This is a genomic window from Paenibacillus algorifonticola, assembly GCF_000971975.1.
Taxonomy (GTDB): domain Bacteria; phylum Bacillota; class Bacilli; order Paenibacillales; family Paenibacillaceae; genus Pristimantibacillus; species Pristimantibacillus algorifonticola.
Map to the genome: position 1 here is coordinate 97,025 of NZ_LAQO01000003.1, position 13,693 is coordinate 110,717.

11 protein-coding genes and 1 pseudogene are annotated in these 13,693 nt (G+C 45.6%); 8 read left to right on the plus strand and 4 right to left on the minus strand.

Annotation, left to right across the window (positions count from 1 at the left end; genetic code table 11):
- Positions 1-105 precede the first annotated feature (105 nt).
- Together WH37_RS12385 and WH37_RS12390 are read left to right on the plus strand one after the other, a co-directional pair.
- Entirely contained in the window at positions 106-456 is a 351-nt protein-coding gene (locus tag WH37_RS12385) for an Asp23/Gls24 family envelope stress response protein (protein WP_046230903.1), read from the plus strand.
- A gap of 99 nt (positions 457-555) precedes the next feature.
- Positions 556-774, plus strand: coding sequence for a hypothetical protein (locus WH37_RS12390; RefSeq protein ID WP_046230904.1), 219 nt, complete (start codon positions 556-558; stop codon positions 772-774).
- Positions 775-1,085: 311 nt separating this feature from the next.
- Here WH37_RS12390 and WH37_RS12400 read toward each other — a convergent pair whose 3' ends face one another.
- Positions 1,086-1,742, minus strand: a complete 657-nt coding sequence (locus tag WH37_RS12400; protein ID WP_046230906.1) for a DJ-1/PfpI family protein — start codon at positions 1,740-1,742, stop codon at positions 1,086-1,088.
- A gap of 381 nt (positions 1,743-2,123) precedes the next feature.
- Positions 2,124-3,023, minus strand: coding sequence for a helix-turn-helix transcriptional regulator (locus WH37_RS12405; protein ID WP_046230907.1), 900 nt, complete (start codon positions 3,021-3,023; stop codon positions 2,124-2,126).
- Between the two features lie 138 nt (positions 3,024-3,161).
- Between WH37_RS12405 and WH37_RS12410 the strand changes: the two genes are divergently transcribed.
- Together WH37_RS12410 and WH37_RS12415 are read left to right on the plus strand one after the other, a co-directional pair.
- Positions 3,162-4,040, plus strand: coding sequence for a sugar phosphate isomerase/epimerase family protein (locus tag WH37_RS12410; protein WP_046230908.1), 879 nt, complete (start codon positions 3,162-3,164; stop codon positions 4,038-4,040).
- Positions 4,041-4,074: 34 nt separating this feature from the next.
- On the plus strand, positions 4,075-5,112 hold the full coding sequence (locus WH37_RS12415) for a Gfo/Idh/MocA family protein (protein ID WP_046230909.1): 1,038 nt from the start codon (positions 4,075-4,077) through the stop codon (positions 5,110-5,112).
- A 143-nt stretch (positions 5,113-5,255) separates the two neighbouring features.
- On the opposite strand, the gene WH37_RS12420 is transcribed toward WH37_RS12415, so the two are convergent.
- Positions 5,256-6,614: an amidohydrolase family protein gene (locus WH37_RS12420; RefSeq protein WP_414811834.1), complete on the minus strand. Its 1,359-nt coding sequence runs from the start codon at positions 6,612-6,614 to the stop codon at positions 5,256-5,258.
- Positions 6,615-7,009: 395 nt separating this feature from the next.
- On the opposite strand from WH37_RS12420, the gene WH37_RS12425 reads away from it, so the two are divergent.
- The 4 genes from WH37_RS12425 (at position 7,010) to WH37_RS12440 (ending at position 13,006) form a co-directional block, all read left to right on the plus strand.
- Positions 7,010-10,120: a GNAT family N-acetyltransferase gene (locus tag WH37_RS12425; protein ID WP_046230911.1), complete on the plus strand. Its 3,111-nt coding sequence runs from the start codon at positions 7,010-7,012 to the stop codon at positions 10,118-10,120.
- 14 nt (positions 10,121-10,134) lie between these two features.
- Positions 10,135-11,001, plus strand: coding sequence for an amidohydrolase family protein (locus tag WH37_RS12430; RefSeq protein WP_046230912.1), 867 nt, complete (start codon positions 10,135-10,137; stop codon positions 10,999-11,001).
- 162 nt (positions 11,002-11,163) lie between these two features.
- Entirely contained in the window at positions 11,164-12,204 is a 1,041-nt protein-coding gene (locus WH37_RS12435; protein WP_046230913.1) for an NAD(P)-dependent alcohol dehydrogenase, read from the plus strand.
- A 16-nt stretch (positions 12,205-12,220) separates the two neighbouring features.
- Positions 12,221-13,006: an SIR2 family NAD-dependent protein deacylase gene (locus tag WH37_RS12440; protein ID WP_052736944.1), complete on the plus strand. Its 786-nt coding sequence runs from the start codon at positions 12,221-12,223 to the stop codon at positions 13,004-13,006.
- 187 nt (positions 13,007-13,193) lie between these two features.
- Here WH37_RS12440 and WH37_RS35985 read toward each other — a convergent pair.
- Positions 13,194-13,310, minus strand: a pseudogene (locus tag WH37_RS35985) (TetR-like C-terminal domain-containing protein); the annotation flags it as partial.
- Between the last annotated feature and the right edge of the window lie 383 nt (positions 13,311-13,693).

Consider the following 13,693-nt stretch of genomic DNA (forward strand, 5'->3'; position numbering starts at 1 on the left):
ATGATTTATAATATAATCAAATGATACATTTAACTATCAAATAGTTTTGAGTCACTCCATTAATAGATAACTGAAGAGGACGAAGAGATTGAGGAGGGAAGCAGCATGTTGATTCAAGGTGTGCTAGGAAAGATTACGATTTCTAAAGAGGTAGTTTCCAAAATCATCGGTAAAACAGCCATTGCTACCGCTGGCGTTGCCTCTATGTCAACTGGACTTGTTGAAGGCTTGGCTCAAAAGTTGACGGGAAACAGCCTTATTGGCGGGATCGAGTTGAAAAAAGCAGATACAGGACTGGATATTAATTTGAGCATTGTCGTTCATTATGGAATTAAGATGCAGGAAGTATGCATGGAATTGCAGCGGAACGTAAGAGAGGCAGTAGAGATGTTTACGGGAATTACGATAGGCTCTATCCATATTAAAGTACATGGCATTTCCGTTGCTGGAAATTGAGCTTATAGTAGATCTTCCCCCATAGTACTTGTGATATAAAGTGATCAGTGACTCCTAATCTCGCCAGTGCTTTTGCTGCTGGGGGAAGAGGATATTCATGTGAATGTGCAGGAGACCGAGCAGGTTTATCGGAAAGAGATAAGCCCTTCGTCCTTGCTTACGGTCAAAGTTTTTGCAAATACAGAGCATTCCATGCTGGATGTCCAAGCTGCTGATTCGCCATTACGGGCCTTGTTCATCAGCCTGTTCGCGCCAAGACAAATCACAGTTGACGGCTACATGGAGGAAATCGAGCAATTTTTGAAAAAGCTTCCCTGATCAGCTGCTGTCTTCCATTGCTGAGACGCTTGTATTTGCATGGTGGAGAAATCGGATGACAAGCGGGCCCCTGAGCTGATGATGAGAAAGCCATGTCATTGGGTTATTGTAGCAAAAAAGGCTATCATAGACGGCCATATTGCCAGAAAAACGGTGGCATCATTGGTGGTAGACACGTTTTACAATGGCTTTAAAACAGCAAAAACGGGCATAGAACGATAGCCAAGGGGATAGAGACACAAGAGACTCAGCCAGGAACATGGCTGAGTCTCTCGTGTCTTATTTTTAAAGGCTGCTGATTTGTTTGTGACTTACACATTAGGCTCCCGTTCTGCAAACTCTTGTAACATCCCTTTTATTTGTTCTACCAATAAAGCAGGCGCTTTCTTTGGTGAACCCGTGTCAAACGGAGGCTGAGGATCGTATTCTAAGATCAACTGGACTCCTTTACCTATATCTTCTCCCAATTCCCATGCTATTAATTGGAGCGCCATATCGATACCAGAGGAAACACCGGCTGCAGTAACCATTTTGCCCTGACGAACGACTCTCTCATCTGTAGGAATGGTACCAAGAGATTGGAGCAGATCGAAGGATCCCCAATGACTTGTGGCTGTGATTCCTTTTAGCAAGCCTGCTGCGCTTAAAATCAAAGAGCCGTTACAAACCGATGTCGTCCATTTCGTCGTTTCATGTATTTGGCGAATCCAATTTAACGTTTCTTCATCATTCATTGGAGTTTTATAATTTGGCGGACTACAGCCTGGAACAACAAGAATATCAGCTGAAGTAACTTCAGAAAAGCTATAATCGGCATGCAAATAACCCATATTTGAGTCCAGTTTGATTAAACCTTTTTTCTTAGCGACAAACTTCACTTCACATTTTAGTGTAGCGGCGAACACGTCGTAAGGACCAATTGCATCTAATGCTGTGATCCCATCGAAAAGCATAATTGCGATTTTCATGATGATTTCTCCTTTAATCTGGGATTTTATTCTTACAAAATAATATTATCATACCCATACGGGGTATAGGTATATAGATGTGTAGATATTGTGAAAACAGTTCATAAGCTACAAATAAATATTGGGAATAAAAAAATCCTTTACAATAGATAGAATAGGTAGACCTGTCCATGATCTATTGAAAAGGAAATTGCGTTACTTTTGTCACAGCTGCAAGGCCGCCTTTCCATAGTACGAAGCTTTCGGTCCTAATCCGTTTAAGCAACAAAAAAACCTGACAAAGGCCTTGTGAAACCAAGGGGTTTGTCAGGTTTTTTGTTGAAAGTTCTCTCGCAACTGATTGTCCATAACAAAAATATCCAGGTAGCCCACCATGCTGCGCTACAATGGCCGTTTGCGCGCTTCCGATGGGGTTACGCCTTTGTATTGCTTGTACAGCTTCGTAAAATAATTCGGGTTGTCGCATCCTACCGCTGCTGCAATTTCGCTAATGGTAGATGTCGTTTGCAGCAGCAGCCTCTGCGCCTCGTTGACGCGACAAACGTTGATATATTCGACGAAGGTGCGCCCAGTCAGCTTTTTGAACTGCTTGCAGAAATGGAACGGATTGAGATTAACCTGTCGTGCCGCTGCTTCTACCGTTATTTTGGTTTGAAAATCGGACTCCAACCGTTTGATCAGCTGCTTGAAGCGGTCGCGGTTAGCCAGGTGGGAGGCGGCCGCGCCTCTGCCACTGTTTGGCGGCTGGCTGTCGAAGCGGCGGGCAAGCAGCGTTAGCGCGCTATACAGCTTAGCTTTGACGAGCAGTTGATAGCCTGGCTGCTTGTCGTCAAGCTCTTCCACGAGCTCATCCAGCAGCTTCACGATAGCGCCGCCATGCTGCTCATGCTCCAGCGGTTTGACGGGAAATCTCAGCGTCCCCTCCAGGTAAGGCGCAACAAGCTGCGCATGCACGGGATCATGAACCCACTCATTGAACAATGAGGCATTAAAGACGATACAATCATAACGAATATCGCCCTCGCACAGCGCATAGCCAACATGCAGGCCGCCTCCCGGAATAACGATTAATTCTCCCTGGGATATCTCGTAGGGTCTGCTGTCGATATGCAATAGCGCACTGCCTTCTCTCATCAGAATAATCTCGAAATGCTCATGCCAGTGCAAATACAGCATGTTGTCACCCGGTTTAATTCCAAGCGCTTGGTTATGAAATAATTGAATGGGATACGCCTTATGCTCTAGTCGCGTATTTTCCCAAAGCTCTTTTGGATACGTCATAATAAAATTCACCACCACAAGATTAGACTACTTTTGCTCAAGATTGTTTAGAGTCATCTCGTAATTCTCTCGTTATAATGAAGGTGCTAAGCATACTATAAGCCAATATTGGAGTGATATTCAAGGGTGAGTGAACAAATGAGAATAGGTACGTTGGTAGGCGGCGGGAATGCCGATATGATTATACCGCAAATCGTGGGACATGGTTTTGAATCTTTTAATTTGACGTTCTGGCAGACTACGGGCAAAACAGATTTGACGGAATTGGCTAAACGTGTAAGAGCGCTATCCGATCAGCATGGCTTTGTGGTGTCGGCGCTGAGCGTCTTCGGCAATCCGCTTACAGGTGCAGGCGACAATGCGGATACTTTAGCTAGCTGGGAACGCTTAATCGACCACGCGTCACTTTTTGGCGCTGATATTGTATCTGGGTTTACTGGACGATTGACGGATCAGCCGATTGATGAATCAATCCCGCGGTTTAAGGAAGTGTTCGGGGAACTAACGAGGCGTGCGGCGGACAAAGGCGTGCGGATTGCGTTTGAAAACTGTGACATGGGTGGCACGTGGACGCAGGGAGACTGGAATATCGCGCATAATCCGACAGCGTGGGAGCTTATGTTCAACGCGGTGCCGGAAGATAATATCGGCCTGGAGTGGGAGCCCTGTCACCAGATGGTCAGTCTGATTGATCCGATCCCGCAGCTTCGCAAATGGGCAAACAAAGTATTCCATGTTCATGGCAAAGATGCGACGATCGCTTGGGATATTGTGAAGGAGCATGGTGTGCATGGTCCGCAGCCATTTGTCTGGCATCGGACGCCGGGCTTTGGCGACAGCAACTGGAGCGATATTATAACGATTTTGCGTCAAAATGGATATAAAGGCACGATCGATATCGAAGGCTGGCATGATCCTGTGTACAAGGACGAGCTGGAAATGACGGGTCAGGTTCATGCATTAAATTATTTGAAGCGCTGCCGTGGCGGCGATTTTGTTCCAAATCCAAGCGTATAAATACTAGCTGAAGCGAAGCGGGAGGAGTAACATAATGTCAGCAAAATATCGGGTAGTCGTCGCAGGCTGTGGGGGAATGGCTAACAAATGGGTGGACTATGCGCAAGGCAGGAATGATACGGAAATCGTCGGCCTGGTGGATATTAAACAGGCATTTGCCCAGGCGATGGCTGAGCGTAAAGGATTGACCTGTCCGACCTTTACCAGCTTGCAGGTTGCACTTGCGGAGACGGGGGCGAATCTTGTTTTCGATATTACAATCCCTTCTAGTCACTATTCAATCGGCAGCACAGCGCTGGAGCAGGGCTGTCACGTATTTGGCGAGAAGCCCTTGGCGGAATCGATGGAAGAATGCCTGTCTATTGTGAAGCTGGCAGAGCGTACGGGCCGTACGCATGCCGTTATGCAAAATCGCCGTTACGATGGGCGCATTCGTGCTTTGCGCAGGCTGATGTCGGATGGCCACATCGGGCGAACCGGCTTTATCGGTGCGGATTTTTTTATCGGCGCACATTTTGGCGGATTCCGTGATGCGATGAGCAGTCCGCTGCTGCTGGATATGGCGATTCATACGTTCGACCAGGCGCGGTATTTATCGGGAGCGAACCCGGTATCGGTCTATTGCCATGAATTTAACCCTCCGGGCTCCTGGTATGAAGGGAATGCGGCAGCGCTCTGTATTTTTGAAATGTCCGACGGCTCGCTATTTAATTATCGCGGCTCATGGTGCGCGGAGGGCGCTATTACCTCATGGGAAGCTCAGTGGCGTATTACAGGAGAATATGGTACAGCCATTTGGGACGGAATTGGTGAGCCCTATGCAGAAATTGTTGCTCCAAACGATCAGACGGGCAAATTTATTCGCGATTATGTGCGCGTAGATGGCGGACTTGTTCAGTTGAATAACGAGTTCCACGAGGGCTGCCTTGATGAAATGTTCGCAGCGCTTGATGAAGGGCGCAAGCCGGAAACCGATTGCAGCGATAATATTTACAGCATGGCTATGGTGCTTGCATCGCTGGAGAGCGCGCGGCTTGGGCAGAAGGTGCTTATTGCTGATATGATGAAATAGTGCTTGCCAAATATGAGCGATTGTTAACATGATCAGTGGCTTTATTTTCAGGTCAAAAACCGATCCTTTGGAGATCGGTTTTTGACCGTTGCATTTATGTGCTCTAAAATATGTGCCCTAAAAATGTTCCCAAGCTGGATGGTTCAAACGACTCCGTTCGCAGCATCTGCAAAAGTAGAGAACAAGAATTCTTTACTTTCGCCCGCAATTTTACGCACATGGTTTAAATCAACGTGCAGCAGCTGTCCGTGACGTTTTACCGGACGTCCGGAAACAAATACGGAATCAACGTTTGAGGGATTCGCGAATTGTACGACGGCTCCAACTGGATCGGAAGCGGGAAACATATTCAAATCCGTTATTCGAATCATGATGAAATCGGCTTCTTTTCCAGGAGATAGGGTACCGATTTTATGATCCAGACCTAAGGCTTTGGCTCCGGCTATGGTTGCAAAATTTAATACCTGTTGTGCCTTTAAACTCAATTCACCGGGCATGTTTTTGGACGCTAAAATGTTCTGATTCGTTCTTGCCCGCTCCGCTTGCAGCATAAATTTCATTTGCGTAAACATATCCCCGCTGGTTGAAGTCACCACATCTACACCAAGGGTAGGCGTTCCGCCATTCTCAAGAAACAGCCCGGTGGCTGGATATCCATGCCCCATCATCATTTCAACCTCAGGAGTAATCGATATCGACGCTCCTGAATCGGCAAGCATTTTGTACTCGTCATAACCCATTGTATTAGCGTGTACCATATTTAAATCGGGACCAAGCAAGCCGGCTTTATATAGCTTTTCGATGGATCGGTCATCCGGACCCCAGCTGCCAAAACCGACATGCATGGAACATATCGCATCCAGCTCTCTGGCCAGCCGGATTTCATGAACCGTAGCGTCCCAATGGCTGAATTCCGGCCCTCTAATAGCTAAGCCCATCGTTAATAATTGGTCGTCGGAGGAAAAATGCTGCTGTTTTACACGGTACACGTCATCCGAAACGATTTTTTTGCTATTTCGGTCCCAATATTCCGTTTCGCCGGACGCTCCATACGCGAATACGGCGCGAATGCCGGCATTTTTCAAACCTTGAACTAATCCGTCCGCGTGCTCAGGGGAATAAATCATCGTCCAATCCAAGAGGGTGGTTACGCCGGCATTTAACGCTTCCAAAGCTCCTAGCAAATTAGCAGCATAGCTGTCTACGGGCCGCAATTTGCTGCCAAAGCCGCCATAATAAATATTTTGCAAATAGGTAGGCAGTGACCAGTCCGCTCCTATCGTTCGGACTAAAGATTCCCAGACATGCCGATGGGTATCCACAAAGCCTGGCATGACAATCATATCTGTTGCATCGACGATTTCGCAGTCCGAAGCATCCAGCTCTTCTTGAATCGCTACAATGATAGAGTCCTCGACTAAAATATCAGCTTTCTTAAAATCCCCTAATGATTTGTCCATCGTTAAAACGCAGCCGTTTTTAATTAAGTAACGTTTACTCAACCTATCCATCTCCTTTGATCAATAATTGGCTATTACAAAGCAAGAATTAAAAAGAATGGCGCAAAGGTGGCAATCAAACGATTAAACATAGGTTTACCATTACAGATTACATATTTTTACACAATTTGTAAACTGAAATATAATGAAACAGGTAGAAAACACGTCGTTATTTGGAATCGCAAACATCATGTTGTTAGGCTTGATTAAGAGATTTGGAGATGAAACAACAGAGATCAAGGCTTAGAAAATGGTCAGTGACAAGTTGATTTTCGTCAGAGATTCACCAGAATTGACCAGAAAAAATACACATGATAAAATAATACTGAACGTTCGGTCAGTTTGGTGTTGGAATGTGTATCAGCCGTGTACAACGAATTCAGGAGGTGAGTACGCTTATGAATAGAACTCAAGAAATCACGATTGTAGAATATGAGCCCCGATATGCAGGCTCCATCGCTGCAATGTGGAATACCAGCCATGAAAGCTGGGGTGGGGACGACTCGCTCCAGACGGAGCAAAGCATACTGAAAGAACATCATAACAGTACATTTCTTCATGTGTATTTGGCGATTGCTGGCGGGGAAGTTGTTGGATATTGCAGCTTCTCCCATTACAAGGAAGATGCTGGCGCCTTGTACATTCCTTTACTAAATGTACGGCCCGATTATCACGGACACAAAATCGGCAAGAGACTTATTTTGCGTGCAATCGAGGAAACCTTGAAGCTTGGCTGGCCCAGACTCGACCTCTATACTTGGCCAGGCAATACGAAAGCGGTCCCTGCGTACAAGAAAAGCGGTTTTTTCTGGGAGAAGCGGGATGACACAACACATCTAATGAACTTGATTCCATCCGTGTTGCAGACCGGTGCCGTGAAGCATTATTTTGAAGAAATCAACTGGTACTCGGATAGCGTACGCGAGATTGCAGTCAGCCCGGATGGACGACAGGAACGTGGTTTTGATTATTTTACTTATGAATGGAAAAAGGGCTCTTCACATCTGAGAATGGAATATGAGCGAACTGGACGCGGGTTAAGACTAATTGAAACGGATGATTACCTCATTAAGGCAACGATTCCTGATTACCATCAACTGCCTTTCGGTGTTAGCTATCCGATCATATATGAAGCCGTCAATAAAAGCGGGAAAACGTTGGCTTTGGAAATCAAGAGCGTTGGCAGTGCTGCAATCAGCTTTGAGCTTCATGAAACCAGAATAGTTGAGTCACAGGAGCGGATTGAAGGCAGCTTTTTAGTCCATGCCATTGAAGAGGATCAAAGCCCCTTTCAGACACACCCGGTTGTTGAGGCCGAGCTGCTCATTAATGGTTTGCCAGCTACCTTCAAGACCGGCATTGAGCCGAAATTTCCAGCGAAGCTAAAGCTTCAGGCACCAGCTCAATCCGTTTATGCCGGTGAGCATGTTGCGCTTGATTTGACAATAGAAAATGAGTACGAAACAGAGGCTGTGTTTGCTTTTGAGCTGCCTGATGATGAGGTTCTTTCCTTCAGCCATCCTTCTGTTCGAATCAAGGTGCCTGCTAAAGGCCGGCGAACTGTAACCATTGAAGCGCTACTGCTGACATATGGCATTTGGCATCATCGTCTCGCTATTCACAATGTGGCCGGCAGCGACGATTCACTAGTATTGCAGCAGGGAGTCAGTCTTGTGTTCCCGGGAATACATGCGGCTTTCGGAGGCGAAACCGATCAGGATTGGGTGATCTCTAACGGACAATACTCCGCTCGTCTGAACAAATCAAGTAATATTCTTTCCATTTACGAGGGAGCTCACAGCACGATAAGTCTACATTATCCCAAATTCGGTTTGCCCTATAGCAGCGCATTCGAGAAAAATCGTGTGTCACGAGTGACATGCCGTCAAGACGAAGCTATGGTGCTCGAAGCCCAGTATGATCTGACTTCCGCTGACCTGCTGCTCACCCTGGTCGTCAAATTGTACAGCAATGGTATAATTACCCGTCATCATGTTGTACAGAACAAGGCGGCAGCAGTCCGTGATGAACCATTATTTTTGAAAGAAAGCTTTAATTTTGACCTTGAAGACAGCGTTATTCCTTATGAAGGCCAATATGTGGATTTAAGCAAAGGGCCTGATGCCTCCAATTCCGATTATTGGGAGAAGAATAGGTTCACGGAGAATTGGATTTTTGCTAATAACGGGGAGTCGTCACGAGGAATTACCTGGCCTGAACAAGCGGAAATTATTTCAGAGGGCTGGTATTACGGCCTTGAGCATCCTTTGGGTGTTATTCCCGCCGGAGGTATTACACAGACTGAGCCTATCCGTATTGCTCTAGGAACGTGGAGAAATTGGCGTGATTTCCGTTCTTTTGCCCTGAACAGGGGATATTCACAGGAGCTCGAGACTACCGAGCAGCTGGAGACGATCGTCAATCAGGGTAATCCTTTTCTGCAAGGAGCGTTGGAGGTTCGGATTGTTGAGCGGAAAAACACATTTTTGGAAGGTGAAATTGAAATCTCTTCTGCATTGGACAGCATAGATACGGCAAAACACCTAGTATCCGGCGAGCAGCAGCTCACCGAAATCGTAACTCCGGTAACCTGGAAATCTAGCCTCGAGGCGGATATTTTAACACTGCGTCTCGATATGGAATCCTATGGAGCGAGGCGAAGCCGCCTTGTCTTTCCAGTCTCGGATCACACAATAACACAACAAACGGAACATACGGAATATGGCGAGGTACTTATGGCAGACAATGGGGTTATGCAAATTCAGGCAAGCAGTGGCTTTGCCCCAGCCTTATTTTCACTAAAGCATCGCGGCGTGGAATGGCTCGATTCTTCCTTTCCTCATCCAGGGCCTAAGTCTTGGTGGAATCCTTGGATCGGCGGTATTGCAGCTGAAGTATCCGGCATGTCCGGCACAAGCTTCATGGAAGAGCCGCGTGAGGCAGCCTTTGCAGCGATCACAGATAATCTGGGAAATGACTGGTCGGGTATCCGAATGAGCGTGACGATCAGCAACCATGCAAAATTCAGAGGGCTTGTGCTCCATCAATATTTCTTAATGCTGCCAGGCGTACCTGTACTTGCAACTGTCATCCGGGTAGAGCAAAATACAGGTGCACCTCTACATCCACTGACCCTTGCCAATTCGACCTTCTACCGAGCAAGCAGCGATATGAAGGAAAGCAGGGGGTATGTCAAAAATAACAATGGTGAAAATATTATCTATAAGGCTGGCAGGGTTCAATATAGTGTGAGCAGTACAAACGGAATCATCCAATATGGTTCCCGCGAGCGGAAGCAGCGGCTGACCTTCATTGCCCACCCAGAGATTGATTCAAGCGAGCTGCATGTGAACACCGATGTAGCGGCATCCGTAGCAACAGAAAAACTATTTTTGCAAGACGGGAAGCAGCAGTTCAGCAAGCCCCAGTTCTACATTATTTCTGATCTGTTTGCCCCAGAGGAAGCTTATCAGGATTTGCTCAACATTCGTTTTGACCAGTTGACTTAAGAAAGGATACTTTGATGAAAATTATAGATGCACATGTCCATTATTCCAATATTGCAGCCTTTAAAGAGACGGCACAAACGCTGGCAGCTATTGATTACACGGCCAAGGGCCTGCTGGAGGAGTTCAGAAATGCTGGTGTCATCGCTGGTGTGGGGATGGGCGTTACGGAAACGGTTGAAGGGGCATTCCCGGACTCCGCAGCCCTTAATCCAATGCTGCTTGATTTGACCGACCAGCTTCCAAACAGTCTGTTTACTTGTGCGGGGATTAATCCATTAACCTTGCATCTGGATGGTCAGCTCGAAGCGCTGGAACAATCGTTGCGCTCGGAACATGTTGTTGGTATTAAGCTGTATGCGGGCTATTACCACTACAATGTCGGTGATGAAATTTATGACCCGGTGTACAGGCTCGCTTCCGCCTACCAACTTCCTATCGTCATTCATGGAGGACTGACTTATTCGGACAAAGGCCTGTTGAAATATTCCCATCCGCTGTCTATGGAAGAGACCTTTTTGAAGCACCGTGATCTTACTTTTATGCTTTGTCATCTCGGTGATCCCTGGGTCATGGAAACAGCCGCATTGCTGGAAAAAAATCCGAATCTCTACGCAGATCTATCGGGCTGGATAGTAGGCGATGCTGCGAAGGTGGAACGGTTGTTGATGGAGCAAACGTATACGGATCATTTCCGACGTGCCATTGTGTTTGCCGAGAAATATGACCGGCTTGTATTCGGTACCGATTGGCCGCTTGTTCCGCTGGATGCGTATATCCAATTTGTGAAGCATCTGATTCCGCAAGCCCACTGGGAGGATGTTTTTTATAACAATGCGCTTCGGGTATTTCCGAAGCTGAAACAGCTGCTTAGAGAAGAGTAGGGTACAGTAGAATCACCCGTGTAGAGGAAGTCGCCAATAAGGCGGCTTTTTTTATTTTAACGCTTCGGCAATTTTACCTATTGACTTGGAGTTAACTCCAGAGTATAAGCTACTCCATGTAACGTTAACCATTAAAAATAGAGCAAGGGAGTTGAGAAAAACATGTGTAAAACCAATGTTCTAAGTGTTCCAAGTGCAAGAGCACCTTTTGAAAAGACGGTTATGGAGCGGAGAGAATTACGACCGAATGATATTTTAATTGAAATTAAATATTGTGGGATTTGCCATTCCGACATTCACAATGCCTTTGATGAATGGGGTCACGGAATGTTTCCGATGGTTCCCGGTCACGAAATGGCCGGAGTGGTAAGCGCAGTGGGGTCAGAAGTTATGAAGTTTGCCGTTGGCGATCGCGTTGGAGTTGGCTGCTTCGTTGACTCCTGTGGACAATGCGAGTACTGTCTCAGCGGAGAGGAACAATATTGTACGAAAGGCGTTATCAATTCTTATAATTCTTTAGATTACGATGGCAATCAAACATACGGTGGTTATAGCCAGAAAATCGTTGTGAAAGAAGATTTTGTTGTCCGCATTCCAGATGCCTTGGATTTGGATGTGGCAAGTCCGTTATTGTGTGCGGGAATCACCACTTACTCCCCATTAAAGCACTGGAACATTGGTCCAGGCAAGAAGGTTGCGATTGTAGGAATGGGGGGCCTTGGTCACCTAGCTGTCCAATATGCGCACGCTTTAGGGGCGGAAGTTACAGTACTGAGCCAATCGTTGAATAAGAAAGAGGAAGCTCTTAGTTTTGAAGCTGATCATTACTTTGCAACTAGCGATTCCGCTACGTTCACGGCGTTAGCTAATCGTTTTGACCTTATTTTAAATACAGTGTCTGCCAATCTCAATGTCGATGCGTATTTATCGATGCTTCGTTTAGATGGAACACTTGTAAACGTCGGTGCACCTAGCGAGCCAGATCAATACCATGTGTTTTCCTTGATTATGCAACGTCGCAGCATCGCTGGTTCGCTCGTTGGTGGCATTAGGGAAACACAGGAGATGCTCGACTTTTCTGCTCAACACGGCATTGCCCCTAAAATTGAGGTTATCCATGCTGATCAAGTTGACGAAGCTTTTGAGCGTATCATCCGTAGTGATGTACGTTATCGATTCGTAATCGACATATCTACTTTGTAGTTGGAGGAGCAGGGAGTTGGACAGTTATCAAACACGTATACAAAAGGCAAAAAAGGCTATAGCAGAGGCTGAATATATTCTATTAGGTGGAGGAGCGGGCATTTCAGCTGCTGCTAGTATACTGTATAGCGGGAAAAGGTTTACGGAGAATTTCGCACCAAGTATTCGTAATTTTGAATTACACGATATGTACATGACCGGTCTATCCACGTTCCCTGCACAGGAGGATAAATGGGGTTTTTGGGCAAAACTAATCCGTCATACTCGGTATGAAGCTGGTCCTGCCAGAGTTTACAAGGATTTATACAGCTTGATAAGCGAAAAGCATTATTTCGTGCTGACAACTACTGTCGACAGTCAATTCGAGATGGCAGGTTTTTCTTCTGACAAAGTATTTGAAGTTCAAGGCAATTACGGAAAACTACAGTGTGCAATTGGCTGCCATGACAGGATCTATTCTAGTGAAATACCGGTAATGGAAATGGCAGAGAGTATTGTTGATTATAAAATACCACTGGAACTCGTCCCTAAATGTCCGGTTTGTGGCGGCAAAATGATTCCAAACATAAGAAATAACAAAAATTTTTTCCAGGACGAGAAGTTTTTTGAATTAGAAGCATTATATAAAGGATTCGTGCTGGAATCTATGACAAAGAAACGGCTTTATATCGGACTAGGTGTTGATAGTGAACCCTTGGTTATATTGAAGCAAGACGATCCTATAGGTTTTGAGCAAAATAACCGCAACATTATTTCATTCCATGAAGGCATTCATGAAACGGTATCGGCATTATCAAAGTAAAACCATTGAAGGATATCTTTCATGAGTTAAAAGATAGAGGTGATTGAATGTTCAATTCTAAGGTCTTCTTCTATTAGTTGTGTCGATATAATGGCTAATAGGGAGGAGCCGCTGTGGCTGCTCCCTTTTTGCTTAATTCTTTGATTGAAAAATCGATGATCGGATTGTGGAGAGATCAAAAAGAGAACTATGAAAGATGCATTTCCAACATGTTGGCTACTTGTTCTTCCATGACATGAGGAGGATAAGGCATTTCGTTTATAAACCACCATTCTACGATTCCTACATAAGCTGGCACAAAAAATTGAACAGGATATCTTCATTTATTCCGCGATTTTTCCCCTCCGTCTTTTCCCCTCATGCTTGATATCCTCTATGACAAACGCAAGGAAGCGGCTGCGAAAGAAGGGCGCTCCTTTGTTCACACAGCTCCAGTAGCTCGTTAATATGTTCCTCCATAACTTTCTACATTGACTTGGAGTTAGATCCAGACGGTAAACTACTTTATATAATCAAAAAAAGGAGAGTATGGACGAATGGAAGATATGAAAATTGGATACATGGAAGAATGCTCCCGATAGGTAGAGTGTATGCAGTGTATCTGAAATCAAGGTTTTCGCGTTGAAGAAGTGGAGCGTAAAAGAAAAGTATTACAAAGAGCAGAAGAGAAAACGCTTGCATAAAAGC

Bases quoted from the DNA above. Each gene is read 5' to 3' on its own strand.
- WH37_RS12400 (WP_046230906.1), bottom strand. From the start codon at position 1,742: ATGAAAATCGCAATTATGCTTTTCGATGGGATCACAGCATTAGATGCA.
- WH37_RS12385 (WP_046230903.1), top strand. From the start codon at position 106: ATGTTGATTCAAGGTGTGCTAGGAAAGATTACGATTTCTAAAGAGGTA.
- WH37_RS12405 (WP_046230907.1), bottom strand. From the start codon at position 3,023: ATGACGTATCCAAAAGAGCTTTGGGAAAATACGCGACTAGAGCATAAG.
- WH37_RS12410 (WP_046230908.1), top strand. From the start codon at position 3,162: ATGAGAATAGGTACGTTGGTAGGCGGCGGGAATGCCGATATGATTATA.
- WH37_RS12415 (WP_046230909.1), top strand. From the start codon at position 4,075: ATGTCAGCAAAATATCGGGTAGTCGTCGCAGGCTGTGGGGGAATGGCT.
- WH37_RS12430 (WP_046230912.1), top strand. From the start codon at position 10,135: ATGAAAATTATAGATGCACATGTCCATTATTCCAATATTGCAGCCTTT.
- WH37_RS12425 (WP_046230911.1), top strand. From the start codon at position 7,010: ATGAATAGAACTCAAGAAATCACGATTGTAGAATATGAGCCCCGATAT.
- WH37_RS12435 (WP_046230913.1), top strand. From the start codon at position 11,164: ATGTGTAAAACCAATGTTCTAAGTGTTCCAAGTGCAAGAGCACCTTTT.